Raw genomic sequence first — 25,196 nt, forward strand, 5'->3', positions numbered from 1 at the left:
TCCCCGTCAGATCAGGCGAGTATTCTTGTATCAGGCTTGCCTCGGATACCTGGTCAGTCTTCCTTCAAATCTTCGGCTTCGTCCTTCAGCTTCTGCCAGTCGGCACCGTGCTTGCGAAGCAGTGTTCGCGCCTGTTTCGGTGTCACGTCTGACACTTCCGTCAGGTGCTCAACTTCAAGATCGGCCCCCTTCTTAACCCGGCTCGTTTTGGTCGATTTTTTTCGGGCCATCTCTGCGTCTCCTCGCCAATCGATCATAGGCAACGGGCACTGTTCATTGCGGTTCCCGTCCCTTGGAACAAACCGCCGTCCGTCGGGTTACTGAGCCGAAGGAGACCCCTATGCTTAGATTCTTGATCGGCCTTGGCGCGCTGTTCGCGGCATTTCAAATCGTCCGTGAGTTCGGTCGCACCGAGGCGGAGGTTATGCAGCTTCCGCCTGTCGATGACGAGCGTCGCCCGACGGCAAGAAACGAAGCAGAATTGGGCGAGCCGACCTAGGCGTTTGCTCATTGTCATTCACCGGCTTCAGGTCAGGCCGAATCTTCCACAGTTCGGCCCAACTGATGCGGCGCTTCTGTTTCTGCGGCTTTGCGGCACCTTGGATTTCTCTACACACGGCAGCGTGCGGCACTTACCCCACAAGGAAGGAGATTGGAGGTTTCTATGTAGCCGTTTCCACGGTCCGCATTATAATTTTCCACGCTGACGCACACGCCTGCTTCCATACCCCTGGCCGATGACAGCCTCGAAGAAGTCTTTCGAGGGCAGGAAAATGTCGAATCGTCAATCATCACCGACTCGAGGCAGGGCGCCTCTGGACAGCGCAATGCCACTGCGCGGCCTGTTCGCTGCGGCCGGCGCTATGACCGCGATGGCGTTCGGATTTGGCAGTCTTGCGCTGACTTCCGTCTTCATCAGACCGCTTGAGGCGGAGTTTGGCTGGTCGCGAGCCGATATCAGTCTCGCCTATACGCTCTCGAGCGTCGGCATGGCCTTTGGCGGGCTGTTCTGGGGTCGCCTGTCGGATCGCGTGACTATCAAAACCCTGCTATTCATCGGCTCGGCCGGCATGGTGATCGCGCTCGCCGCGCTGTCCTTCGCCAGTTCGCTCTGGCAGATCTATGCGGCCAATTTCGTTTTGGGCGGGCTAGGCTTTTCGTGTCTCTACGCGCCGGTACTTGCCGTAACCGGGCTCTGGTTCGATCGCCGCCGCGGCCTGGCAATAGGGATCGTTACAGCAGGCGGAGCTCTGGGTCAGGGCATAATGCCCTACGCCGCAAATGCCCTGATCGACGGCGTCGGCTGGCGCCTCGCATACGCGATCATGGCTTTGGCGACGATGGCTATGCTGGCGATCTCCATGCCGGCGGTGCAGGCGCCGCCCGTCGATCGTGTGGTTACCGCACCGGTGCAGTCTTCAGCAAGACCAGGTTTCCAAGGTGGCCGTCTTTCTCCGATGACGCTGCTATCTGCCGCAGCCTTCCTCTGCTGCGCCTGCATGGGCTTCCCGCTGATACACCTCACAAGTTTCGTCACGGCCGTGTGCGGGTCCTCGGACGTCGGATCGCTCAGTCTGCTGATCGCCATGCTGTTCGGCGGCATCGGGCGGATCGCATTCGGACTCCTCGCCGACCGGGCAGGCAATCTTGCCGCCTATGCCCTCGCGTCCTTCATTCAGACGGCATGCGTTGCGATTTATCCCGCGCTGGACCAGCAGCTGAGCCTACTTGCGCTGTCGTCGGTTTTCGGCTTCGGCTTTGCCGGAAACATGACGTGCCTGGTCCTTTGCGTGCGCCAATTTGCGCCAGCCGAACGCTTTGGCCAGTCACTCGGCATCGTCATGCTGATCGGCTGGGTGGGCATGGGCGTGGCCGGTTATTTCGGAGGCTTGGTCTATGACAGCTTCGGCAGCTATGGACCCGCATTCCTGGGAGCATTTGTCGCAGGCGCGGCCAATCTCGTGGTTTTGGGCGTATTGGCAGCGTCATCCGGCGCGAGAGCGCAGATACCATGCGGCCGACTTCCGAACCCTGCGATGAGCCTCTGATTCAAACGTCGAAATCCACTTAATTCCACGGTGGTTCGAACGCTGCAAAACACGGTCGTCATGCCAACCTCAGTGATCGATGAGACGGCGGAGCACCGTCGTCACCAATCAAGGACCAGCTGAGATGAGCAGTATCTACGACAGCATTCTCGACACGATCGGCGATACGCCGGTCGTTCGCCTTTCCCGCATCAACAACGGCACCGCTTCGCTCTATGCCAAGATCGAGGCGTTCAATCCTGGCGGCTCGGTCAAGGACCGTTTTGCCGCCGCGGTCATCGAAGAGGCGGAGGGTTCCGGTGCACTTCAGGCTGGCCAGACGGTGATCGAGGCGACGAGCGGCAACACGGGCATAGGACTTGCCATGGTTTGCGCGAGGAAAGGCTACCCGCTCGTCATCGTCATGCCGGAAAACGCCAGCGTCGAACGCCGCAAGCTGATGCGTTTCTTCGGTGCCAAGGTCGTGTTAACCCCTGCCGTCGAGCGCGGCAGCGGCATGCTCGCCAAGGCGATCGAGTTGGCCGGAATGCACGGCTGGTTCCTCTGCCGGCAATTCGAGACGCCCGTCAACGCCGATATTCATGCCCGCACGACAGCGCTCGAAATCCTTGCGGCGTTCTGGGATCGTTCGCTGGACTACTGGGTCACCGGCACCGGGACAGGCGGAACGCTTGCCGGTGTGGCGCGAGTGCTCAAGCGCGAGCGACCGGAAACACGGATCATCGTCTGCGAGCCTGACAATTCGGCGCTGCTGTCGAGTGGCATTCCGCAAAGCTTCGACGAACAAGGACTGCCGACACGGGCGCATACTCGCTTTCGGCCACACCCGATGCAGGGGTGGAGCCCTGATTTCATTCCGAAGATCGTCGGCAACGCGATGGCTGACGATCTTGTGGACGAGATCCTGCCCGTTTCAGGCGCCAGCGCTCTGGAAGCCGCGCGCCGGCTTGCGACGGAAGAAGGAATACTGGCTGGCATATCCGGCGGGGCAACCTTGAGCGGGGCACTAGAAATCGCTCGGCGGGTCGGCCCGGACCGGAACGTGCTGTGTATGTTGCCTGATACGGGCGAGCGGTATCTCAGCACGATCCTCTTCGATAACATCAGCGAGGAAATGTCGCCAGCCGAAGAGGCGATCTCTCGCTCCACACCCGGCTACCGCTTCGACCGGCCGCCGTCCTTCGCCCTTTCATCGGCACCCGTGAACGAAATCCAAATCGAACCGTCGGCGCATGCGCTTGTCGATGAGGCGATCCATGATCCGGAGCGTCCGGTGGTCATGTTCGCTCTGACATGGTGCGAATTCTGCTGGACGGTAAGAAAGCTCTTCGACCGTGCCGGAATCGCCTACAGGTCCATCGAAATCGATACTCCGGAATTCCAGAAGAACGGCCTGGACGGGGAAATCCGCAAGGCCCTGAGGGCCCGGATCGGTTCGCCCACAATCCCGCAGGTCTTCGTCGGCGGCGAGCATATCGGTGGCTGCATGGATACGCTTGCGGCCTGGCGGGACGGCACGCTCGCCGCCCGGCTGGAGTTCGTCGGCGCACACTACACGTCCGGCGCATGCGCAAATCCCGAGAGCCTGCTGCCCCGATGGGTGCGCGCGGCAGCGTGAGATCCCGCCTCCCGGCTGTTTGGAGCGTCGTCGTCATCACCAAAGCGAGTCGAAACGGGCGTGATCCCGTTCGGCTCGGCTTCACCTGCACTTGTCGGTGTCGGCTTCCCCACAAACAAAAGAGCAAATCAGAGCGCAAGCGGAAACCTCGCGCTTCTGAAACGAACGCTCTCTGCAGCGGCACGGACTTGATACAATCCATGGCTAATTTAGCAGGCGCACTGGGATTGGCAAAGTGTCGCTCGAAATTCGCGTTCTTGGAGATCTGACCGTCCTTCGCCATGGCGAGGTCGTTTCCTTGCCGCCTTCGAAAAAGACGCGGGCGCTGCTGGCCTATCTTGCGCTCGTAGAGCGCCCGCAGCGGCGCGAGCGCCTTTGCGAAATGTTCTGGGAGGTACCGGACGATCCTCGCGGCGCCCTGCGCTGGAGTCTCTCCAAGATAAGGCAGGTCGTCGACTTCGGGAACAGCGGAATTCTGGAAGCCGACCGCAGCGTAGTTCGCCTGAACACCAGCGAAATCGTGCTAGACATCGCGCCGCTCCGCGGCCTCGATGTTCGTGACATAGAGGCTCTCGATCGGGAGAAACTGGAGGCCCTCGCTGGGGCGTTCCGCGGATGTTTCCTGGATGATCTCTCACTGCCGCGCTGTCCGGAATTCGAAGCTTGGCGCATTGCGACCGCCGACGAACTGCACGTGACGCATCTGCGCATCCTTCGGGTGCTCGTCGACCGGCTGGCGGATGAGCCGGCACGGGCGCTTGCTTACGCGCATGTCCTGCAGGGCTTGGAGCCCGAGGACGAGGCTCTTCGGGCGGACATCCGCCGGCTGAGCGAGGCAGCACGGCAATCCGCCATGGTCCAGAGCCGCGCTTTGAGAACCGATACCGGGACCGCTCCCACCGGTGAGACCGTCACTCCGCCGGTTTGGCCGGCGGCGGAGATGGATCTCCCCCCTTTGCCGGAGCGGGCCCTCGCGCAGGAGATCCGCCGGTGCACTACTCCGGACGGCGCGCGCCTGGCCTATTCCTTGAGTGGTCAAGGCCCTCCTTTGGTAAGGGCAGCCCACTGGATGTCCCATCTCGAGCTCGAATGGGACAGTCCGGTGTGGAAGCATTGGATCGAGGGCCTTTCCTCGCACTACCAGCTGATACGCTACGACCAGCGCGGCAACGGCCTGTCGGACCGGTATCCGGCCAACCTATCCTTTGATGCCATGGTCGCCGACCTGGAGAGCATCATCGATGCGGCCGGTCTGCGCCGCGTTTCCCTGCTCGGCATTTCCCAGGGGTGCGCCGTTTCGATAGCCTATGCCGCCCGGCATCCCGAGCGCGTCGCGGGGATGGTGCTGTATGGCGGATTTGCCAAAGGCTGGCGCAAACGGGGCAATCAGCGCGAAATAGCGCGCCGCGAGGCCATGGGAGCGCTGATACAGGAGGGCTGGGGCCAAGATGACCCGGTGTTCCGGCAGATGTTCACCTCCCTCTTCATTCCGGAAGCAACGCCGGAACAGAGGAACTGGTATAACGAACTGCAACGCAACACCGTCTCGCCGGAGATTGCCCATCGCATCTTCGAGGAAGGCGCAGTAATCGACGTGGACGAGCTGTTACCGCGGATTCGCGTTCCAACCCTGGTGATGCATGCCACGAGGGACGCGGTCATTCCGTTCGATCACGGCCAGGCGATGGCCGGCAAAATCCCCGGCGCCCGTTTCGTCGCGCTCGACAGCGTCAACCACGTGTTACTTGGCCATGAACCGGCATTCGCAACCTTCGTGGACGAAACGCGTCGTTTCCTTGCCGACCCCGAACAGACGCAGCAACTGGCAGGCCCTCCGGCGTCCTTGGGGATCAACCGCTCGCGGCAGTACATCACAGTGCTGGCCACGGAAGTGATCAGTCCCATGCATCTCCTCGAAACGGAGGACCCAGAAGTGGCAATCCGCGAATTCCAGCCCGTCGAGGATCGCGTGATACAAGTCGTGGAGAGCCATGGCGGCGTCGTCACGTCGGCTGCTGACGGGACAATCACCGCAGCATTCGGCCTCGCTCGCGCCACCGAGGACCACGCTTATCTTGCATGCCGCGCCGCGCTTGCGGCCAAGCTAGCTGTGGAGGAGCTTTCCCAGGGCGGGATCCAGTTGAGGGCCGGAATAGACACCGGCGAGGTGATCGTACGGCAGCAATGGACGACCGAAGCCAGCAAGGTTGAACTGGCCGGAGCCGCGCCGCGTGCAGCCAACCGGCTGATGCGTGCCTTGCACCGTGCGACGATCGCCGCAACAGGCCGGGCGCGCGCCGCCGCCGGGGGCTATGTGCAGATGCACCGCTTAGCGCATTCGGAGTATCCGCAACTTGGCCGCGACGAACGCATTTACGAGCTTTTGGGCGAAAATCACGCTCTGTCGCGCTGGCACCTGAGGGCCAACCGCGGCCTTACCGGACTGGTGGCGCGCGAGCTCGAGCTCAAAATCCTCCTTGCAACTTGGCGCCGCGTCCGGGAGGGCCACGGCCAGGTCGTCGGGATCGTCGCCGACCCCGGCATCGGCAAGTCGAGGCTTGCCCATGAATTTCTCTCCCTCGACGAGGTGGCCGGTTTTACTGTGCTTGAATGCGGCGGTCTGGAGTTTGATTCGTCAGTTACTCTGGGCGCCGTAAAGAAGCTGCTGCTCTCGGCTTGTGGCATTCGCGGCGAAGACGGCTTGGCGGAAGCCCAGCGCCTGTTTGCCTTCAAACAGGCGGAACTGGACCTGGATCCACGTCATACGGCGCCGCTTTGCTTCCTCGCGGACCTGCCGATCAACGATTCTTCCTGGCCGCATCTCGATGCGCGGGAGCGGACCTCACGGGTATCCGAGGCGATGAGCGCTTTCCTCGTTGCCTTGAGTCAGGCCTCGCCCGTGGCCGTTCTTATCGAGGATCTGCACTGGATCGATGCCGAGAGCGAGGCCGTAATGAACAGGCTGGTCGAGGTCATGGGCGCCAACCGTATCATGCTGCTCGCCACCTACAGGCCGCAGTACCGGCACGAATGGAACCGCCGCGGCTATTTCCAGCAGGTAAGGCTGGAGCGGTTCGCGCGGGACGAAATGGAGCAATTCCTTACCGAATTGCTGGGATCCGATCCTAGCCTGGGGGAACTTCGGCAATCGCTTGCCGAGCGGGCCGAGGGCACGCCGCTGTTTCTGGAGGAAATGGTGCGCGGACTGGTTGCGGATGGTGTCCTTGCCGGCCAGTCGGGCTGCTACGAGCTCAAGAGACCCGTGGAATCCATCACCATCCCGTCGACGGTTCAATCGCTCATCGCCGCACGCATCCAGCAGCTGGGTGACTCGGAAAGGCAGATACTCCAAGTCGCTTCGGTTATCGGCAAGAATGTTCCGTATCCGCTGCTGAGGGCGCTCTCGCCGCTACCGGCGGCCGAGCTGGAGGCATGTCTGGCCAAACTGCAGAGTTTGGAATTCCTGTTCGAGGTCCAGAGCTATCCTCACGTGGAATATACGTTCAAGCACGCGTTGACGCTCAAGGTGACCTACGAATCGCTGCTGGCGGAGGACCGAAAAAGGCTGCATCGGGCTGCATTGGTTGCAATGGACAGACTCTATGCCGGATCGCTGAATCACCACATCGAGGAACTGGCCGAACACGCGCTTCGTGCCGAGGCATGGGAACCTGCCGCCGATTATCTGCTGCAAGCGGCGGGTCGGGCTGAGGAACGCTCGGCCTATTCCGCCGCGGTCCAGTTCCTCGAAAACGCCCGCAAAGCAGTCACCGCATTGCCCCGGAATCCCAAAACTCTCGCCCAGGCGATCAACCTGCGGGTGCGGATGCGGCCCGCCTACGGCGCGCTTGGTGCCTACCGGAAGGCGCTGCCGCAGCTGTTGGAAGCGCGCGAACTGGCCATGGAACTGGGCGACCCGCAACTCATCTCCGACGTGTTGCTCCACTTGAGCTATCTAAACAGCTCCCACGGCCGCTACGAGGAGGCGCTGGAACCGGCCGACACACTCAAGCGCGGCGCGATGGCAAATGGCGTGCAGCGCTGCATAAGCGAGTCGGATCTGGCCACCTCACAGGCGCTTCTGATCCGCAGCGAGGCGCGGCAGGTGCTGGAGCACCTTGTTCCGCATGAGGAGAGGTTCACCAAAGCCTGGCGTCTGGAGCGTTTCGGACAGCTCGGTGCGCGTGCGGTTTGGTACCTGGGGCATCGCGCGCAGGCGGAAGCGCGCCTTGGCCGGTTCGACGATGCGGAGCGTTCGCTTGCGGGATTGCAGAAGGTCGCCGCCGAAGTGGCGCGCCCGATCGACAGCTGCGCGGCCGCCTATTTTACCGGTGTGGTGGGCGTCCTGCGCGGGCCCGATCCGGCGCTTGTCGAGGCGCTGCAGTTTTGGTCCTCCGAAGCCGCGACCAGCGCATTTATCCTACTCCGGCCATGGCTGTTGACTGTGCTCGGGCATGCGGAATTCCTGCTCGGCCGCAACTACGACGCGGGCGCCACCTTGGAAATGGCAGTGACCGAGGCTGAGCGGCTCGATCTTGCCCAGTTCGAATGTCACGCGCGCGCGGTGCTCGCATGCGTGCGTACGCGCCTCTGTGAGCCGGAAGCTGCGGCCAATCTCGGCCATGCGCTCGAGCTTGCGCGCGGACGCGGCGACCCGTGGAGCGAGGTCATGGTACTGCGCGGCCTTGCGGAACTGAAACCTTCCAGATCTGCCATTAACTGGCTCGAACAGGCCTGCGATCTTGCCCGGCGGGTTGAATTACGGCCGGAGCTTGCCCGCTCCTTGCTAGCTCTCGGGCTGGCGAAGCGGCGCGGTAAAATCGCTGGTGCGGATGCCACTCTCGCGGAAGCGAGCAAGCTATACGCCGAAATGCAGATGCGGGAAGATTTCTCTGACACGGAGGACCCGGCCGGAAATATCGTGCGCGATCGCATAGCCGCTACGGTGTGATTCCTCCGCATCCAAGGATCTGCTTCGAAGGTTTGCGCTGCCTAGGCGAGCAAGCCGCGGTCACGCAGCTCGCGATCCTGCGGTATCATGGAACAATATCTGCCGGACCAAACGATCCGCCACCAGGTCTGCGTGGGTCAGCGGCCCCATGTGTCCGGCGCCAGGAACAATCGCCCCGATCGCGGCCGGAACGCGAGAAACCAGTTCGCAGGCGATGAGCCGCGTCGGAACTGGTGCAAATTCGCCACGCAGTATCAAGACCGGAAAGCCAAATCGGGCATATTCGCTCGCCGGCGTCGACTCGTAGATCAACGCGTGGAAGTCGAGGCTGGCCTTCGGCAGAAACCGCACGAGTGCCGCCTGAAGTTCCGGCTTCATCGCGTCGAAGGTGCCGGCTCCGCTCCAGTAGTCGATGAAACGAGCTGTCGCGGCCAGGTAGCTACCGTTGATCAAGCTGTCGTGTATCGCGCCTGCGATCGACGAGATTTCGCCGAGCGCCTCGTGGCCCTCAGAGTCCAGCTGGCGCAGCAGGTGAAAGGCAGACGGTTCATAAAGGGAGAGGCTGGCCAGTCTGTCTGGACGCATCGCTGCTATATGCAGGGCCAATCCACCACCATAGGAATGGCCAACAAGATGCACAGGCCCGTCATGGTGGTCGATCATCTCCAGGATCCCGGCGGCTTCGTCGGCCAAACGGAAAGTGCCGGCACCATTCCAGGTGCCGGCGCCCGGTGCCCCGATCAAATCGGGTGCGATGAACCGGTAGCTGTCATCGAGCCGCTCCGCCAGGTTGCGCCACTGCCGTCCGCTGCCGCCGGAGCAGTGCAGGGCGATGACAAGCGGTGCGTGGCACGCTTTATGCGAGACGCAGAACGTCGATGCGGCGCTCATCGGACGACCTCCTTCGTGCCGGCTCAAGGCCGGGTGCGGCGGCTGGGATCACGCCCGGCAAAGGAGGTGATCGAGTTGATCTCGGAGCGGGTGATGCCGACGTCGCGCAGGATGTAGTCCGGCAACTCATAAAGCTGTCGACGGTCCCGCTGGATGCGAATGGAACGCCAGACTGCGGCCAGCATTGTTCCGCCAGCCCAGCGCAAACCTCGCGTTGGGGTGAGGGACAGGGATGGGTTCACCATTGCACTCATTTTGATTTTCTCCATGGTTGCGGGCGCTGACTGCGGCGCCAGTGGAGCCCCTTGTCGTGGTCTGCCGTGAGCGTCACCGTTGAAGGCAACGTCGATTTTTGCCGCGCCAGCGTTGTATTCGGCGGTCAGGCCGCGGCTCGGCGGGAGGCGTTGAGAAACATTGCCACGTGGGCCGCCAGCGCCTCCGCATCGCGGCCGACGCCGTCAAGGAAGCTGGAGCTTCGATGGCGCATGAAATTGAGGCCGAGCACGTAAAGTCCCGGATACGCGCAGACGCCACCATCGTTCTGAATTTCGCCCCGGCCATCGAACACATCCAGTTTCAGCCATGGGTATTCCCGGCGATAGCCGGTGGCCCATATGACGGTCTCGATACCTTGGTCGATGAGATCGATTTCGGTCGGTTCGGCGCTCAGGATCAGGCTCGGAATGGAACCGGGACCGATGGAGTAGCGGCCCTCGCCGGCGGCCGCGCGGTCTATATTGGCCAGCACGCGCCTCAGCGTACGTTCCGCCGCCATGGTCGTGTCGGCGAGATCGCCATTGAACCGAATGCGTGTATCGTAAGCGGCAACCGCTCGACCAACAAGACGAACGCCTTGCTCCCGAAGGCCGGCGAGGTCGAGCGACCTGCGCTCGGGTGTACCTATTAGCTGCAGCGACGGCTGCCGCCGTGCCGCAGCTAGATCCGAAACTTCGGCGACGGGCTTGGCAAGCATTCCCAGCCGGTCGAGCCACCACAGGATGTCGTGCCCGTGGTAAAGCCTCGGCAGGCGTGTATGACTGCCGACCGACAGGGTTACCGGGCGCCCGGAGCGATGGATCTCCTCCGCAAGTTGTATTCCCGTCGCGGAGGCCCCGGCCACGAGAACGCCGCCCTGAGCCAGCTGCCGAGGATTGCGATAGTCCCGCGGCACGATCTGCCTGACACGGGAGGAGATCTGCTTTGCGATTGGCGGAATCCGCGGCCTGTCACTGTATCCGGTCGCAACTACCACCGCACGCACGCTCCATTGACCGCGATCGGTCAGCAGCCGGAAGCCTCCGTCGATCCTTTCGGTCGAAAGCACCTCTACACCGTCCACTACCGGCGCGGTGATCGAGCATGCGTAATTCTCCAAGAACCCGACGGTCTCAGCCATTGTCATGAAACCGTCGGGATCGGCCCCGCGATAGCCGCCGCCGGGCAGGCGCGTCATCCAGTTGGGCGTCAGCAGGCGGAGGGAATCCCACCGTTCGCTGCGCCAGCGCTCCGCGATCCGGCCACGCTCCAGCACGACGTGGCAGACCCCGCGCTCTGACAGGCACCGGCTCATGGCTAGACCCGCCTGTCCGGCACCAATAATGGCCACGTCTGTACACTGCATTGAATTCGCGCCTTGTAAGCAGGGGGCAACAGATCGCCGGCGCCATCCTTTCCAGGACAAGGCCGGCGATATTGCACTTCCGACCAAAGTCAGCCTTTCACGGCAACCGAGACCGGCACGCCGTTGGTCAGCACGTCGAACACCGCGGAACGGGCGCGCGACTGCATTACGATTTCCTCGAGCTTCTCAGCCGGAGCATCGCCCTTGATCTTGAAGGAGATACGGATGCCTTGGTAGCCGTTGCGGACCTCGTTGGAGATGCCGAGGATGCCGCGAAGGTCGATGTCGCCTTCGACGGTCGATTCCACCTCATGCAGCGTAACCCCGCGCACGGCCGCGATGTTCGCGATGCCGGCCGTGAGGCAGGAAGCAAGCGCGTGGAGGAGGTATTCGACCGGCGTCGGGCCGTTGTCTGTGCCGCACAGGACCGCTGGATGGTCGCTGTCGGCCTGGTAGGCCATCATGTGAGACTGCTCCGCGCCGGCGCCGAAGAAGTTGGCCATCGTGCTGCTGCTGTGGGTGCCCGCAATCCAGCGGCTCTTGGCACGGAATTTGAACTGGGCAAGCTCCGGCTGCCCCGCGACGGCGTTGATGGTGGCCAGAAGGGTGGGCGTGTCGACGCCGTTCCTCGGCTCCCGCGGCGCCTTCTTAACGGGAGACTTTTCCATGATCATTGTATCATCCTGCATGTCATTCACTCCTGGGTTCGAATGTTGCGCGACCGGGATCGCCCCGGACGGCTAAACCTCGGCCGGCAGCGTTTGACGTGCAGTGGGAACGACAGTGTGAAATCGAGAGGTTTTTGCGTCAGAACGGCTGTGGACGCCCTGCCGGTCGGGTCTGACAAAAACAACGGGCGTTCAAACGCTTGCTTCCCTGCGAAGCTGCGATCTCCGCAAGTGCGCCAAGAAGGCGCCACAACCGAAACCACAGGAGATCAGATCATGTCTCGTTCATTTGGGATGGATACCCGCCCGTCGTCGACCGACTGGGCGGTCATAGTTCGCGGGCCAAGCAAGGCCGAGGTGCTTGCCCATACAGCAAAGATTCACACATACGCGAGCACACTGAAGCGGCCCCCGGCGGCGGTGCCGATCAGCCCCGTCTGAAATCTTGCGGGAACGATGTTTCTCGGTTGACTTCCAACCGGGCAAAGAACGGGCAGCGGCCGAAGAACGTACGACGAAGTCGGAGATTTCCGGTCTCGCCCAACGCCCGCTTCGAGGAGCTTATTCCGCACTCGGGAATGTCCGCCTTGGTCAATTTGCGTCGTCCCAGGTCCCGCCCAAAATACCTGGAGATGCTCGGTGCCCAGCCTGAGCTTCCCACCTCTGTCCGGTTTCAACTCCGCCACCCGGATGGAGGCGCTGTCCCAAACGCCGAGGTCGTTGCATCGGCCCGCACTTGCGGGCCGATGCAAGCGCATCAGCCGCTATGAGCGCAGCTAACACTGCGGTTGTTGTCCGCCATCATGCCGCTGGGATTGGAGCGCCAGTGCCAGACGTGGAGCTCATAGTATGGATCCACCGGATGAACACCGACCTTGGACTTGAGCTTCAGCTCCTGACCTAGGAAACTCGGTGCCTCCGAACCCTGCCACTGTGCCTTGAACACGATGTACTCGAGCGCTACCAGATGCATCGATCCGTCGGCCTGCGGCTCGTACATAATCACATCCGGCTGATCCAGAACCAGCTTTCCGTCCATGGCGTAGCCCTTATTGATGTAGTGCTGGCCCATGGCCCCCTCGGCGCCCGCGTCGGTGCAGTCGAAGAGCGGCTCGTAGCCGGCTGCAGTCGCGTCGGCGAGGTCGTAGTAAGCTTCTGCGGCGGCCCGCGATTGGGCAATAGCCGTGGGGTCGCCACGTGAACCCAGTTCGTGAGCCTTAACGGGCTGGCAAACGGCACCAGCCGCGAGGGTGGCGACCAGCAAGGTCGTCTGTGGGAAATTCATTATGTTCCTCCATCTGAGGGGTTGAGGAGCACCCGCGGAGCTATGGCCCCGCGGGGCTAATGGGTCATGCTGCCGCGGCTTCTACAGCCGGGTCAGCCCGCACGATCACGGTGGTGGCGACCGGATAGAATTCCTCGCCGGGCATGCCCACGCGATGGGCATGTTCGCGGATCGCCGCACCGTCCTGCGCCTGGTAGATGCAGAAGGTGCCGATGCGACCGTCGGGCTCATGCACGACGTAGCTGCGGATCCACCTGACCCTGTCAGGCATTTCTTCGTTTCCGATCCGTGCTGACTTGGCGCCGGCGGTTTCCAGTTCGGCGAGCGACGCCCAGGCGCTCGGCCGACGAATAACGTAGAGTTGCATTTCCAATTCTCCCGATTACGGGCGCCCAGGTTCGACGCCCACCATTGCAATGGCCATGCGGGGTTGCATGACTGGGCCAGAGTTAGCGCCGGCTGCCGCAGATCGTCCTTACCGTCGACCTATCCTGCGCTTATCTTTTGCCGATCAAGGGACAGCGAAAGCCGTTAAGTGCCGCTTGGTGCGATCATGAGGTGTTCGCTCTCGCCACGCTGCTTCCCGTGAGCCGGGATCGGTGCTGGAGCCAGACTTGCAGCCATGCTCATGAGCCGAGGCGATCCGATACGCGCGGCGGTGCGCTCGGCAGCTGCCAGTTCCGAGGTGCCGCCGCTAACGTCACCCATGTCGAAGAAGCGACGCGCCAAGTCGATCCGGAGACGTGCCGCGTGATACTCTACGCCGGCACTTGTCCAAAGCTGACGGGCGAGGAGACGAAGCTGCATCGCCTGGGGGTCATCGGCGGGGAGGAGAGCGGCGCGGGTTTCGGCGATCATCGCCCGCACCGCAGGCTGAGGCCAGCGCTCCGGGGAGGCGTCGATTTCCGCGAGGAAACCGGCGGCCAATTCCGGCCGACCGCCCAGGGCGGCTAGGCGAGCGGCATTGACCAAGAGCAGTCCGCGACGCTGCAGGTGAAACCAAGAGAGCCCCTGTAGAGCACGGTGAAGCGTAGCAAGCGCAGCCTCCACGTCGCCTGTCTCAAAGAGCAGAACGGCATTGCCCGGTTCAGCGTCCCATCCAATCGAATACGCCATTGCATAGTCCGACTTCGCCTGGGAGAGGTCGCCAATCATTGCGTGAATGTCCCCTCGGACGCGGTAGCCCTCGCCCAGAGACCAAGCCTCTTCGTCCGCCAGCTTCGGAATCGCTGCCTCAATGTTAGCCAGGGCCTCGCCGAGCGTTCGCTGCGCTCCAACTATTTCCGCACGATGCAAACCGCAGGCGCCTGGGCTTTCCGCGAAACTGGCTTCACACCAGCTCTCGAAGCCTTCGCTCCATTGCCTTGCACGGGGCCAATCGGCGAAAGTGCGACAGCTCCAAAGGATATTGCAGTAGACCAAGCTGCCGGTGATCGGGTCGACCTGACTGGAGAGTGCGATGGCGGCGGCGTGGTTCTGCTGCTCACTGCCCTCGTTCACCCTGCCGAGGGAGAGGTTGTAGAAGCCTTTGTAAACCAGCGTCAGTGCCCGAAGTCCCTGATCGTCAGTCTGCTCGGCCAGCTCGAATGCCTTCGATGCGAGCTCAAGAGCTTCCTTCGGTCGGCCTCCGAAAGTGGCAAGGCGCGACTTCATCCACAAAAGATAACCCATCGTGCCGCTGTCGCTCAAGCCGGTCAGCAACTGGCCGCCCCGTTCCAGCCAGCCGATGGCTGCGTCCGCCGCCCCGCGTTCGAGATGGATTTTTGCCAATGTGATGGCTGCTCGTGCGGCCCGCACCAACTGACCTATCCGCATATGAGCCGCGACCGCACGAGAAAGTATTGGGATCGCCGCGACGGGACGGCCGCAACACTCGACCGCCAGAGCCCAGAGATCAAGATCGCCTGGGTCCAGCTCCCGCGTCCGGGAGATGGCGTCGAACCGCTCGGCCGCGCCCGCCCAGTCCCGCTGGATCGCCAGGTCTCGTGCGGCAGAAATCTCCAGATCGTCGCTAGCCTCAGTCGGCGCAATCTGGCCGAGGAGGGGGTCGTCGATCCCAAAGCGATAGCCATGCTTGACGAAGCTGCGGATGGAATTCGCCAACCCCCCGGCTGCAAGCGCGCGACGGGCCAAGCTCACGGCGCGCTGCAGGGAAGCTTCGGTAACCGTAAGGTCCGGCCAAAGAGCATCCATGAGCTCGTCCTTCGGCACTACCCGACCTGCATTCCTTACCAAGTAGGCCAAAAGGTCAAAGACGCGCGGCTGAATCTTCTGTGCCGCTCCACGCAGCCTCAGCGAGCGCGCCTCCTCATCGAGTTGGAATGGTCCAAAGTTTTGCAACATCGCGGCTCTGGAGAAATCGAAACGGCGACCATAAGCGAAAGATCAGCAGATGGTAAGGACCGGCCTAGTGCAGGGCCGTATTACGAAGCGCTCCCGGCTACACGGCCGCGGGGACAGCGCCGCGGCGCCCTAAGGGCTGCACTCAAAGCTATAGCAGAAGGACCAGCGCCTGCCATGCCCGCCATAAACAAGGCAAGCTCAACGCCCTGACCCGCGTGCTCGCGGCAGAGCGCATCGTCTGAGCCGAGACCTTGCCGAACTATGGCCCGACCGGCGGCTTCTTCCGCGACGGCCAACGGCTTGCGTGGTGACAACGGCTGCTCGACTCTGCATTTCTGGCCGCTTAGCGCCTGATATCGGCCCCTAAAGTCAGCTTTGCCACCGCCTGAAAGCCGACATTGTCAGCGGCCACGGTGGAAATCGTGGTTGCGCCATATGGAGCAGCAGGCCAGGTTGATGCCAGCGCAACGGCGCCCGCGCCGCGGCGATCGAGGATTTGCATTCGGGGCAAGCGGACGCGATACCTGAACAGCATGCGCCGCTCTTGTAGATACCGCGCCGTGATGAAAGCGCCGGGGTGGCGCCTCGTCGCCGTCCAAACATTCGCGCGACCCAGCGAAATGTCGCTTCAATCGAGGCTGGCCGGCGACGAGAACGGCCGATTGGCATCCACCACGAAGATGGCCAACTGATCGAGATCGGTTGTTCCGGCGTTGAACACTTCCATAGGAGTATCGGCGCCATGCCCGACCATGGTCGTTTCGGCTTCGGCATAAGCCACGCCGTGGGGCGTCCTCTGGCCGAGCTTGCCGGCCAGGACATAGAAGGCCTCCGGTCCCGGATGTGAATGGATCGACGACTTGGCGCCGGGCGCGCCGCCGGCACGGTTGATGCGCAGCAAGTATTCGCTCGCGCTGACCGATGGGAGGGGACCAATCTCAGTTACCTTGGTTCCGCCGGCAGTGGCGCCGTCCTTCGGCCCAAGCGTGAACAGCCAGACCTTGCCTGCGACCTCCGCCGCAAGCGAGGTGGAGCCCGCAGCGCCCTGGGCCTGGGCCAGGGTGGGGAAATTCTCCAACCGCCAGAACAATGGTCCGGGTGGCAGTTCCTTCACCTTTTTCTCGACCACCGGCTCGACGACCAATTTGGCATCCGCGGCCATCGGCGCTGAGGGAATGAGCCCGAGAGCACACAGTGAGAACACAAGTATGCCGATACGACGTGCGTTGACTGATCGCGGCTTCATGGGTGGGTCTTCCTCTCGATGCAACGAGTTTGTGGTTGGGCGGCTGTTCGGGACAATGCCGAAGACGTTGCCATGAGGGTGAGCCGAACGGCTTGTCGAGTAACGAATGCCGTACGATCTTTTGCCGAAGAAACGACGATCGGGCGACAGTCCAGGCGCCGAAAACTATGGTAAGAAGCGAGGCAGGCAAGACAGCGACATTGAGATAGCCGATGAACACCCCGGCGCCGACCAGGCTCCTTATCAATGGGGTAGTTGCGGACTGAGCAACGAAACGCTGAGCGACGGGCCGGGCAATCCGATTGATCTCAGGCCGCAGGCGTTCGCGGTGCTCCGCTATTTGTCGAACAACCCCAACCGACTCGTCACCAAGGGTGAGCTGATGCAGTCGGTGTGGGCGGGAACGGCAGTCACTGACGACAGCTTGGTGCAATGCATCCACGAGATCCGACGCGCACTGAAGGATGACGGACATGCCATCCTGAAGACCAAGTCGCGGCGCGGCTACATGCTGGCGCTGCCGGAGGCGAATGCGGCTGCGATGCCCGCCACGAGCCGGACGAGTAATCGCGCGCTCCAGCGACCGCTCGCCGCCTTTGTGGGGTCGCTACTGATTGTGCTTGCTGTCGCCGCTGTTGCAGGGTGGATGCTGCGGCCCCTCTCCCCTGGCGGCAAGCCTTTGGTCGCGGTGCTGCCCTTCGACGTGTTGGGTGAGGAGACGTCCGCACGCCGACTGGGCAACGGCCTGACCGAAGAAATCATCACCGATCTCGCACGTTTCCCGGAATTTCAAGTAATCGCGCACGACTCGACTGAAACATATGCCGGAAGATCGATCGGTTTGGCCGAGATCGCCAAAACGCTCGGGGTCGGTTTCGTGGTCGAAGGCTCGATCCAGCGCCAGGCCGGCCGGCTGCGCATCACTGCGCAGCTCCTCGACGCGGCAACCGGCAAACATCTATGGTCGGACCGTTGGGACCGGCCCGACGAAGATCTGTTCGCTATCCAGACGGAGATCTCCGAGCAGGTCTCCAACCGCCTCGGCGGCGGGCACGGCGTGATCGAGGTTGCAGGCCGGATTGCGGCGCATCGCAAGCCGCCAAGCGACCTTACTGCCTACGAGCTGTACCTGCTCGGCACGGAAAAGCTTGCGAAGATGAATCGCGCCGATGTCGAGGAGGCCATCAAGCTCCTCAAACGCGCCGTCGAATTCGACCCGGGGCTCGCGCGCGCCTGGGTCGAGCTCTATCACGCGTATGGCGTCATGCCCAGTTTCGGCGCCGATTTCGAGGCCAACTTCCGACTGGCCGCCGAGGCTGCCGAACGTGCGGTCATGCTTGACCCGAGCGACGCGGAGGCGCACGCCGTGCTGGGCTTCAGTTTCGGCGACAGGAATGATCTTGCACGTGCCAAGATGGAATTCGACACGGCGCTACGCATGGCGCCGAACCAGTTCGAAATTCTGAGCTTCTACGCTTTCTTGGCATCCAGCTTCGGCGAGCCGCAGCGCGGTGCCGAGATGGCCGATCGGGCAACCCGCCTTAACCCGAACTACCCGATGGCGAGTACGAGGCTTTTTGCTGCTGCCTATTTCATGGCCGGACGCTATGAAGACGCGCTTCGCATGCAGAAGCAAATGGGTCCGGAGAACTACGGTCGACGGATGTGGGTATATCGCCCAGCTGCGCTGGCCGCCTCCGGCCGAACGGCGGAAGCGAAAACCGCGCTTGCGGAAGCACTGAAATGGTTTCCCGATCTTACCATAGAGGGATTTGTTAGCCTTCCTGACACAAATGAAGACGACAGGCGGCGGCTCATCGAAACCATGCGGCTCGCCGGTTTCCCGCCCTGTGCAAAGGCAGAGGCGGTGGCCCGTTTCGAAAAGCCTGTGCACCTGCCAGAATGCGTCGAGCGCTGAGTCAATCTTGAGGCCGTAGGGCGGGAGCGGCAACGTCGAAGTGTCCTTGCGGCCGCGCGTCTCACGACGATGCCCGCGCCCAACGTATATGTCCGCTCTGGACGATTTGCAGACCGAAGCTGCCGGTCTGTTTTCGGCCCCAAGGCTGCCAGTCAGCAGCGCGCGTTTTGCAGCCAAGTGGAATCACTCGGCGTCGCAGAAATGCGGCTAAGACAAATAGATGGAGCGGGATGGCCCAGCTCAATTTGACCGCATCCGCTCTAGTCGGGACGGCGATAGGCCATAACCCCGGTCGGCTTGCTCAGGCTCTGCAAGGAGCCGGGTGCCGCGCCGCCGATCCAGCCCAGCACCGAGCGGGCGAGCTCCGCGCCGGCCAGCCGGAAGTTCTCGTTGACGGCCAGCAATTCCCTGCGGAACAGGTGCAGCAAGTCGGACGACTGCTTGGACACCGCGTCGACGTCCCGGCCGAGCCTGAACCTGGACATTCCTCGACCGCCTTGGTCGTAGCGAAGAAGTGCCAGCGCAGTCCACTGCCGGATTGCCTTCAAGGAGACAACCGGCAGTGGTCTGCGAGTCGGAGAGAAACACTCTCGAAACAAAACCGCCGGATGAGCCATCCGGCGGCCGTATTTTCGTTTATGACAGCTTAAAGCTCGAAATGTCCGCACACGGCGCGTGGCCGAACTATTGCGCCTCGACAGATCCCTTGCGGGCAGCTTCGTCGATCACGTCAGCGACGACCTTTGGCTGAGTCATAAAGACCGCATGGCTTGCCGCGACCTCCGTGATTGTCGCCCCGATGCGCTTCGCCATCGCTTGCAACATACGCTGATCGAAGGCTTTGTCGTCGGTAGCAATCACTGCCCAGCTCGGCTTGCTTCGCCAGGCGGCATGCTCGAGCCTGGTTGCGAAGGCGGACATGTTTATCGGCACCTGAGAGTCCCGCATGAAAGCGGCATCCGCGTCCGTCGTGTCGTTAGCGAAGCCAATCTTGAACCGGTCGGGAGAAACGAAGCCGAAGCCGTCCGCGGTAGTTTCGATGACGAATTCAGGCGGGGTCTGATAACCTTCGTACTGCTGCGCAGTCGTCTCTCCGGCATCTGGCGACAACGCCGATACGTAAACCAGGCCTGTGACGTTTGAGTGGGTACCTGCTTCCGTTATCACGGTGCCGCCCCAGGAATGTCCCACAAGGACCGCAGGTCCATCCTGACGGTCAAGAATGCGTTTGGTTGCGGCAACGTCGTCCGCAAGCGAGGTAAGCGGGTTCTGGACGATCGACACACGGTAGCCGCGGGCGGTCAGTTCGTCATAGACGCCGCGCCAACCCGATCCATCAGCGAACGCGCCGTGCACCAGCACCACGTTCCGGACGGTCTGGTTGTCGGGAATTATCTCGGCAGAGTGAGTGGCCGTGGCTGCGGCAATTCCTGCGACGGCGGCGGTTGCGGCCAGAAGGTTGGTCGTCCTGGAAGTCATGCTGATCTCCTCTTACTGATCCGATAACAATTATCGCGATATTCTTTTTTGGGATCGGGTAGGCTATATCGGGTCCAAGGAGAGCCACCCATGCCGCCGAAGAAACTCAACAACCCATTGCCGCTCGACGATCAGCTCTGTTACGCGATCTACTCTGCCGGCATGGCGATCCAGAGAGTGTACAAGCCACTGCTGGACGATTTGGGCCTGACTTATCCCCAATACCTCGTACTCAATGTCCTCTGGCGCGAGGACAAGCTGACCGTTGGCGGCATCGCCGAAAGGCTAGCGCTGGAGTCGAGCACTCTGACGCCCTTGCTCAAACGGCTCGAAGCGGCAGGACTTCTGCGCCGGACACGGAATCCCGCGAACGAGAGGCAGGTCGTGGTTGCACTGACTGATAAGGGACGCGAACTCAGATCTCGTGCAGGCTGCCTTGCTGACGCTCTGCTTTCCTCCTCAGGACAAAGCCCAGCGCATCTCAACCAGATCAACCGTGACGTCAGGGAGCTACGTGACGCGATCTATGAACATACGGGCGTCTGGAGGAGCACGGCCTAAGCCGGCAAGCATGGGCCTTTTTTACACTGTAGGCACGGTTCCTCCGTCGATTGTGTCCTCCGCACCCGTGATCGAAGAGGCACGATCGGAAGACAGAAAGGCGACGAGATTGGCGATCTTGGCGGGGCTTGAGGGGCGACCGAGGGGGATTCCGCCGAGGGAGTCCATTATGATGTTCATGCCGCCTCAGCTTGGCGAGAGCGTGAGGTTTTCGGCCTCGTAGGGCGTACGCTGGGGCGCACGGCGCGCCGGCAGTCATTGTGGTCCAGGATCCGCGGGGGAGTTCAGGCAAGTCCGCTTTGGCTTCTGTAGGCCGATATGCGTCTTCCGGCCCTGCCGACGACTTCCAAAGGTCCACGGAGTGCGATCGAAACGTGCTCAGGCTGATGCTCGCCGGATAATCCTGAACCCGATGTCGATGACGTTTTCCGGCTGATCTTCGGCACGGAAGCGCGACAGGATGGCCTCGGCGGCGGCAGCGCCGAGCGCTTCGCGGTCGACGCGTACGGTGGTCAGCGCAGGTTCCACCGCGGCGGCATAGTCTTGGTCTCCGAAGCCGATCACCGCCACGTCGCCCGGTACGGAAAGTCCTCGCGCATGCGCCTCGATCAGAACGCCGTGCGCAAGCAGGTCGGAACTGCAGAATACCACGCCGCCCGAAAAGCCTTCCCGCAGCAGGCGCGAAAGCCCGGCGCGGCCGTTGGCCAGCGTCGCCGGCGCGTCAAAGGCTGCCTTCAGGACCGCGTGACCGCTGCTCCGCTCGAAACGCTCCGAGAACGCCTGCTGGCGCCGGCGCGCCCGCTCGTCGCCGGCCGACACGCAGGCCGCGCGGCGATATCCCGCTTCCACGGCGAAGTCGGCCGCCGCGCGGCCCGCCTCGACATGCGAGAAGCCGACGCAAATGTCGATCGGCGTGGTGCTCATGTCCCAGACCTCGACGACCGGAATGCCCGCCGCCAGCAGCATGCGCCGCGCCTGCGCGGAGTGGCGAATGCCCGTGAGCAGCATCGCGTCGGGCCGGCGCGAAAGGTGGGTGGCGATGAACGCCTCCTCGTCGCCGGGGTCGAAACCCGTCTCCGACAGCAGAATCTGGTAGCCGCGCGCGCGCATGCGTTCGTTGAACGAGGTGATCATCGAGGCGTAGACGATGTTCGAGATCGACGGAACGAGCGCCGAAACCAGCATGCTCCTCTGGGAGGCGAGCGCGCCGGCGAGCGCATTCGGAACGAAGCCGGTGACGCGGATCGCCTCATGGATGCGCCGAAGCGTCTCAGCAGAGACCTTTGAGGGTTCCGAAAGCGCGCGCGAGACCGTGACCTGCGAGACGCCGGCCATACGGCCGACCGTCTGCATGGTCACCGCCCCTGACGAGCGTCTGCGCCTGGCGCGAGTCGACGTCTCCTCCACAACCATGTACGACTTATTTCTTCGGCCGGCCCGAAAGGCAAGCTTCAACCGGCGGCAAGCTTTTCCGCGCGCTGGCGCCGGCCGATGACGACCGAAACTGCGATCGACGCCACGATAAGCAGCCACAGGAAAGCGGCAATCCAGCTCTTGGTGAAGAAAATCGTGAGATCGCCGAACGATTCCAGGCTCTTGACGAAATAGATCTCGGCCGAAGGGCCAAGGATGAAGCCGATGATGAACGGCGCGACCTCCAGCCCCAGCTTGACGCCGATCCAGCCCAGCACGCCGAAGAAGAGCAGCGTCCAGACGTCGAACATGATGCCGTAATTGATCGTGTAGGCGCCGATAACGCACATCATCAGGATGACCGGATAGAGGATCGCCTTCGGGATCGCCACCGCCAGCGAGAACCACCGGATCGCGTAGTACATCATCACAAAGGTGGCGAGGTTTGCGAGCAGCATCGCGAGGATCATCGAATTCCATGTGTCCGGATGCTGCCCGATAAACAGCGGGCCGACCTGGATGCCTTGCAGGGCGAAGGCGCCGATCAGCAGCGCGGTGGTCGAATCGCCCGGTATGCCGAGCGACAGCAGAGGCACCAGCGCCCCTCCGGTCAGCGCGTTGTTGCTCGTCTCCGAGGCAATGACGCCCGCCGGTTCGCCCTTGCCGAACGTCTCGGGATGCGACGAACTCGTCTTCGCCGCCGTGTAGGCGAGGATCGACGCTGCCGACCCGCCGATCCCCGGCAGGATTCCGACGAAGGTGCCGATGCCCGACGAGCGAATAAGATTGAGCGTCTGGCCACGAAATATCGACCACGAGAACTTCGACCTGCCGCCCGACTCCAGTTCCTTGACCGAAGGCCCCTTCGGCATGCCGATCTCGGCCTCCTCCAGCACCGTCGTCAGCCCGAACAGCGCGATCAGCACCGGCAGCAGCGCGAAGCCGCCGTAGAGGATGTCCTCCATGCCGGGCGGGATCAACCGGAAATGGCCGTTGCCGCCGTCGGTCACGTCATAGACCCCGACGAGGCTGACAAAGATGCCCAGGAAGCCCGAGAAGATGCCCAGCAGCATGTCGCTCGACAGCGCGCCCATCACCGTCAGCGCGAACAGGATGATCAGGAATTTCTCGACGTAGGAAAAGCGGATCGCGAAATCGGCCAGCCACGGTGTGAACAGGTAGAGCGCGGCGAGCGAGATCAGGCCGCCGATCAGCGAACCGATGATGGCGATGCGCATCGCCTGCTCGCCCTTGCCCTGACGGGCCATCTGGAAGCCGTCGAACGTGGTCGCGACCGACGACGGCGTGCCGGGTATGCCGATGAGGATCGCCGGCACCACCCCGCCCGAGATGCCGCCGACATAGAGACCGATCAGCAGAGCGAGGCCGTTCTCGAGCCCGAGCGAGTAGGTCAGTGGCAGGCAGACGGCCACCGCCATCGTCGCCGTCAGGCCGGGAATGACGCCGAATACGATGCCGATCGCCGTTCCGCCCGCGATCAGCAGAACGAACAGAGGCGTGACGAAACCGAACAGTTCCATTGGGTTCTCCCGGTCAGGGCAGAGTCAGGAAGAAGACGTGCGCGAACACCCACCACACCAGCAAGGGCGCGGCGACCGCGACGACGGCTAGCACCGTCACGGCGGATTTCGTCCGCTCCTGCAGGTAGAGCAGCCCGGAAAGCGCCACGAACGGGATCGAGCAGACGAGAAAGCCCATGCCGGTATTGGGCCAGAAGTCGCCGACAGGGACCATCAGCAGGAAATAGACCACCGTCAACGCGATCGTCCCGAAGAAGCGCGGCTTGTCCATCGCCGCCAGGGTCTGCGACCAGTACTGGCCGGCGCCGGCGATCGCCTGCCGGCGCGTGATGAGTATGGCTGCCCCCAAGGCAAGCAGTATGGCGCCGATCAGTGTCGGAAACACCAGGTGTGATGTCTGGAAATCGATCGTGACGCGCGTGAAATCGCCCATCGGCCGTGTGCTCCTCCATGCATGTGCAGCGTCCGGCCTGCGTGCAGGCCGGACGCGGTTGAAGACGAAAGGCTGTACCCTAGCCCTTCAGCTTCTCGATGATCGAGGCCACAGTATCCCGCTTGGATGTCAGATGCGCCTTCGCCTCGGCCTGCGGCAGGTAATTGGGGATGAAAAAGGCCTTGGTCTGCCGCTTCTGGATCTCGCCGGCGGCGTAGATTTCCTTCAGCGTGGCGTCAATCTCGGACGCGATGCCTGCGTCCATCTCCTTGTTGAACAGCAGGAAAAACTCCTTGTCGAAGGTAAAATCCTTACTGCCGTCGAGCGTGACGCTGGTCTGGGGGCTGGCGAATTTGAGCATCTCTTCCCGGCTCGTTCCACCCATCCCCGCCTCGGGCGCCTGCGCCAGCGTCTCGGGCCGCGCGGTAATCCAGACGAAGCGCATCGCAGTGCGGTCGTCCTCCGGCAGTTGCGTGAACTGCTCGTTGGCCTGGATCGAACCGTTGATCACGTCGGCCAAATCGTCCCACATAGCCTGGTTCTTGTCGGCCTGCGAGCCGGTGTTGACCGCCACGATGTTGGCTTCCGATCCTGGATTTCGCACCCGAGCAGCATTGCGCATGCCGGTGAAGCCGATCTCCGAGACGCCGCCCGGCTGGATGGCGACGCGAACTTTCTCGCCTTTTGCGGCCGCTGCGAAGATGTCCTCCATCGACTGATAGGGGGACTTCTTGGGGACGAGGAAGCAGTCGCCGGGGTTGATCGCCACCGTCGGCCCGATGGCGAAATCGGCGAAGGCATCAGGGATGCCCGGCACCCCGTAGAGATAGGAAAGATAGATCTGGTCGTGGTGCAGCATGATCGTCGTGCCGCGGGAATCGCGGCCGGTCGCATTCAGCGCCTCATTGGTGCCCACTGGGTCGACGCGAATGTTCACGCCCAGCTTCTGCGCCAGCGCTTCGGCGACGATCGACGAGTTCTGGTAGGTATCGCCGCCCGTCGACGTAGAGCCGATGACCATGCGGATGTTGCGCGGCAGGCTCTGCGCACGCGCGACGAACGGAGTGGCCAGTACGACGGCGGCCCCGGCGCCTGTCGCGAGAAAGGATCTGCGGGTCAGTTTCATGATGTCCTCCCTGGGCCGCGGAACCCGCAGCACGATCTCAGGGTCGCGCGGCGG

21 protein-coding genes and 2 pseudogenes are annotated in these 25,196 nt (G+C 62.6%); 7 read left to right on the forward strand and 16 right to left on the reverse strand.

All coding sequences use genetic code 11. From position 1 onward, the window contains the following. Positions 1–53 precede the first annotated feature (53 nt). Complete coding sequence (locus X738_RS85895) at positions 54–230, reverse strand: hypothetical protein (RefSeq protein ID WP_084833610.1); 177 nt, start codon at positions 228–230, stop codon at positions 54–56. 110 nt (positions 231–340) lie between these two features. On the opposite strand from X738_RS85895, the gene X738_RS84530 reads away from it, so the two are divergent. The 4 genes from X738_RS84530 to X738_RS80700 all read left to right on the forward strand — a co-directional run bounded on the left by X738_RS84530 (position 341) and on the right by X738_RS80700 (position 8,617). After that, on the forward strand, positions 341–499 hold the full coding sequence (locus X738_RS84530) for a hypothetical protein (protein ID WP_023797376.1): 159 nt from the start codon (positions 341–343) through the stop codon (positions 497–499). Between the two features lie 373 nt (positions 500–872). Further along, positions 873–2,048 carry an MFS transporter gene (locus tag X738_RS48920; protein ID WP_245277594.1) on the forward strand — a complete coding sequence of 392 codons (1,176 nt, stop codon included), beginning with the start codon at positions 873–875 and terminating at the stop codon, positions 2,046–2,048. 124 nt (positions 2,049–2,172) lie between these two features. After that, complete coding sequence (gene cysK / locus X738_RS0140565) at positions 2,173–3,666, forward strand: cysteine synthase A (RefSeq protein WP_031254177.1); 1,494 nt, start codon at positions 2,173–2,175, stop codon at positions 3,664–3,666. A 235-nt stretch (positions 3,667–3,901) separates the two neighbouring features. After that, positions 3,902–8,617, forward strand: coding sequence for an alpha/beta fold hydrolase (locus tag X738_RS80700; protein WP_023797378.1), 4,716 nt, complete (start codon positions 3,902–3,904; stop codon positions 8,615–8,617). 60 nt (positions 8,618–8,677) lie between these two features. Here X738_RS80700 and X738_RS48925 read toward each other — a convergent pair whose 3' ends face one another. The 4 genes from X738_RS48925 to X738_RS48935 all read right to left on the reverse strand — a co-directional run bounded on the left by X738_RS48925 (position 8,678) and on the right by X738_RS48935 (position 11,818). Beyond that, entirely contained in the window at positions 8,678–9,508 is an 831-nt protein-coding gene (locus X738_RS48925; RefSeq protein WP_023797379.1) for an alpha/beta fold hydrolase, read from the reverse strand. Positions 9,509–9,531: 23 nt separating this feature from the next. Continuing rightward, positions 9,532–9,762, reverse strand: a complete 231-nt coding sequence (locus tag X738_RS82175) for a DUF1127 domain-containing protein (protein ID WP_198032770.1) — start codon at positions 9,760–9,762, stop codon at positions 9,532–9,534. A 125-nt stretch (positions 9,763–9,887) separates the two neighbouring features. After that, positions 9,888–11,189, reverse strand: coding sequence for an NAD(P)-binding domain-containing protein (locus X738_RS48930; protein ID WP_245277590.1), 1,302 nt, complete (start codon positions 11,187–11,189; stop codon positions 9,888–9,890). A gap of 29 nt (positions 11,190–11,218) precedes the next feature. Continuing rightward, the gene (locus X738_RS48935) at positions 11,219–11,818 is read right to left on the reverse strand and encodes an OsmC family protein (RefSeq protein WP_084833613.1); all 600 of its coding nucleotides are present in this window, start codon (positions 11,816–11,818) and stop codon (positions 11,219–11,221) included. Positions 11,819–12,073: 255 nt separating this feature from the next. Here X738_RS48935 and X738_RS84535 point away from each other — a divergent pair, with 255 nt between their 5' ends. Next, the gene (locus X738_RS84535; protein ID WP_156942548.1) at positions 12,074–12,238 is read left to right on the forward strand and encodes a hypothetical protein; all 165 of its coding nucleotides are present in this window, start codon (positions 12,074–12,076) and stop codon (positions 12,236–12,238) included. Between the two features lie 316 nt (positions 12,239–12,554). On the opposite strand, the gene X738_RS48940 is transcribed toward X738_RS84535, so the two are convergent. The 4 genes from X738_RS48940 to X738_RS48960 form a co-directional block, all read right to left on the reverse strand. Continuing rightward, positions 12,555–13,082: a hypothetical protein gene (locus tag X738_RS48940; RefSeq protein WP_023797383.1), complete on the reverse strand. Its 528-nt coding sequence runs from the start codon at positions 13,080–13,082 to the stop codon at positions 12,555–12,557. Between the two features lie 64 nt (positions 13,083–13,146). Beyond that, positions 13,147–13,449: a nickel-binding protein gene (locus X738_RS48945; RefSeq protein WP_023797384.1), complete on the reverse strand. Its 303-nt coding sequence runs from the start codon at positions 13,447–13,449 to the stop codon at positions 13,147–13,149. Between the two features lie 164 nt (positions 13,450–13,613). Then, a complete protein-coding gene (locus tag X738_RS48950) occupies positions 13,614–15,425 on the reverse strand; it encodes a winged helix-turn-helix domain-containing protein (RefSeq protein WP_023797385.1) in 1,812 nt (603 codons plus the stop codon). A 628-nt stretch (positions 15,426–16,053) separates the two neighbouring features. Then, complete coding sequence (locus X738_RS48960) at positions 16,054–16,671, reverse strand: cupin domain-containing protein (RefSeq protein WP_023797387.1); 618 nt, start codon at positions 16,669–16,671, stop codon at positions 16,054–16,056. 106 nt (positions 16,672–16,777) lie between these two features. Here X738_RS48960 and X738_RS0140575 point away from each other — a divergent pair, with 106 nt between their 5' ends. Continuing rightward, entirely contained in the window at positions 16,778–18,589 is a 1,812-nt protein-coding gene (locus tag X738_RS0140575) for a winged helix-turn-helix domain-containing protein (protein WP_023797388.1), read from the forward strand. A gap of 260 nt (positions 18,590–18,849) precedes the next feature. On the opposite strand, the pseudogene X738_RS48965 reads toward X738_RS0140575, so the two are convergent. Both X738_RS48965 and X738_RS48970 read right to left on the reverse strand, forming a co-directional pair. Continuing rightward, a pseudogene (locus X738_RS48965) lies at positions 18,850–19,062 on the reverse strand (LacI family transcriptional regulator); the annotation flags it as partial. Positions 19,063–19,273: 211 nt separating this feature from the next. Then, the gene (locus tag X738_RS48970) at positions 19,274–20,068 is read right to left on the reverse strand and encodes an alpha/beta fold hydrolase (protein ID WP_023797390.1); all 795 of its coding nucleotides are present in this window, start codon (positions 20,066–20,068) and stop codon (positions 19,274–19,276) included. 90 nt (positions 20,069–20,158) lie between these two features. On the opposite strand from X738_RS48970, the gene X738_RS48975 reads away from it, so the two are divergent. Then, a complete protein-coding gene (locus X738_RS48975; RefSeq protein WP_023797391.1) occupies positions 20,159–20,629 on the forward strand; it encodes a MarR family winged helix-turn-helix transcriptional regulator in 471 nt (156 codons plus the stop codon). A 21-nt stretch (positions 20,630–20,650) separates the two neighbouring features. Here the strand turns inward: X738_RS48975 and X738_RS82180 are convergent. From X738_RS82180 to X738_RS48995, 5 genes and pseudogenes are all read right to left on the reverse strand, one after another. Further along, positions 20,651–20,815: pseudogene (locus tag X738_RS82180) on the reverse strand (SDR family oxidoreductase); the annotation flags it as partial. A gap of 192 nt (positions 20,816–21,007) precedes the next feature. After that, complete coding sequence (locus tag X738_RS48980; RefSeq protein WP_031254188.1) at positions 21,008–21,982, reverse strand: LacI family DNA-binding transcriptional regulator; 975 nt, start codon at positions 21,980–21,982, stop codon at positions 21,008–21,010. A 98-nt stretch (positions 21,983–22,080) separates the two neighbouring features. After that, positions 22,081–23,583 carry a tripartite tricarboxylate transporter permease gene (locus tag X738_RS48985; RefSeq protein WP_023797394.1) on the reverse strand — a complete coding sequence of 501 codons (1,503 nt, stop codon included), beginning with the start codon at positions 23,581–23,583 and terminating at the stop codon, positions 22,081–22,083. Positions 23,584–23,596: 13 nt separating this feature from the next. Further along, complete coding sequence (locus X738_RS48990; RefSeq protein ID WP_023797395.1) at positions 23,597–24,016, reverse strand: tripartite tricarboxylate transporter TctB family protein; 420 nt, start codon at positions 24,014–24,016, stop codon at positions 23,597–23,599. A gap of 79 nt (positions 24,017–24,095) precedes the next feature. Continuing rightward, positions 24,096–25,142 (reverse strand): ABC transporter substrate-binding protein, encoded by a 1,047-nt coding sequence (locus tag X738_RS48995; protein WP_023797396.1) that lies wholly within the window; start codon positions 25,140–25,142, stop codon positions 24,096–24,098. Positions 25,143–25,196 lie beyond the last annotated feature (54 nt).

Origin of the sequence: Mesorhizobium sp. L48C026A00 (genome assembly GCF_000502375.1) — a bacterium.
Taxonomy (GTDB): domain Bacteria; phylum Pseudomonadota; class Alphaproteobacteria; order Rhizobiales; family Rhizobiaceae; genus Mesorhizobium; species Mesorhizobium muleiense.

Coding starts and splice junctions, on each gene's coding strand:
- X738_RS48970 (WP_023797390.1), bottom strand. CDS start 20,068: ATGACTTCCAGGACGACCAACCTTCTGGCCGCAACCGCCGCCGTCGCA.
- X738_RS48995 (WP_023797396.1), bottom strand. CDS start 25,142: ATGAAACTGACCCGCAGATCCTTTCTCGCGACAGGCGCCGGGGCCGCC.
- cysK (WP_031254177.1), top strand. CDS start 2,173: ATGAGCAGTATCTACGACAGCATTCTCGACACGATCGGCGATACGCCG.
- X738_RS48975 (WP_023797391.1), top strand. CDS start 20,159: ATGCCGCCGAAGAAACTCAACAACCCATTGCCGCTCGACGATCAGCTC.
- X738_RS48945 (WP_023797384.1), bottom strand. CDS start 13,449: ATGCAACTCTACGTTATTCGTCGGCCGAGCGCCTGGGCGTCGCTCGCC.
- X738_RS82175 (WP_198032770.1), bottom strand. CDS start 9,762: ATGAGTGCAATGGTGAACCCATCCCTGTCCCTCACCCCAACGCGAGGT.
- X738_RS48960 (WP_023797387.1), bottom strand. CDS start 16,671: ATGAAGCCGCGATCAGTCAACGCACGTCGTATCGGCATACTTGTGTTC.
- X738_RS84530 (WP_023797376.1), top strand. CDS start 341: ATGCTTAGATTCTTGATCGGCCTTGGCGCGCTGTTCGCGGCATTTCAA.
- X738_RS48940 (WP_023797383.1), bottom strand. CDS start 13,082: ATGAATTTCCCACAGACGACCTTGCTGGTCGCCACCCTCGCGGCTGGT.
- X738_RS48985 (WP_023797394.1), bottom strand. CDS start 23,583: ATGGAACTGTTCGGTTTCGTCACGCCTCTGTTCGTTCTGCTGATCGCG.
- X738_RS48920 (WP_245277594.1), top strand. CDS start 873: ATGGCGTTCGGATTTGGCAGTCTTGCGCTGACTTCCGTCTTCATCAGA.
- X738_RS48990 (WP_023797395.1), bottom strand. CDS start 24,016: ATGGGCGATTTCACGCGCGTCACGATCGATTTCCAGACATCACACCTG.
- X738_RS48980 (WP_031254188.1), bottom strand. CDS start 21,982: ATGCAGACGGTCGGCCGTATGGCCGGCGTCTCGCAGGTCACGGTCTCG.
- X738_RS48950 (WP_023797385.1), bottom strand. CDS start 15,425: ATGTTGCAAAACTTTGGACCATTCCAACTCGATGAGGAGGCGCGCTCG.
- X738_RS48935 (WP_084833613.1), bottom strand. CDS start 11,818: ATGCAGGATGATACAATGATCATGGAAAAGTCTCCCGTTAAGAAGGCG.
- X738_RS85895 (WP_084833610.1), bottom strand. CDS start 230: ATGGCCCGAAAAAAATCGACCAAAACGAGCCGGGTTAAGAAGGGGGCC.
- X738_RS0140575 (WP_023797388.1), top strand. CDS start 16,778: ATGCCGTACGATCTTTTGCCGAAGAAACGACGATCGGGCGACAGTCCA.
- X738_RS84535 (WP_156942548.1), top strand. CDS start 12,074: ATGTCTCGTTCATTTGGGATGGATACCCGCCCGTCGTCGACCGACTGG.
- X738_RS48925 (WP_023797379.1), bottom strand. CDS start 9,508: ATGAGCGCCGCATCGACGTTCTGCGTCTCGCATAAAGCGTGCCACGCA.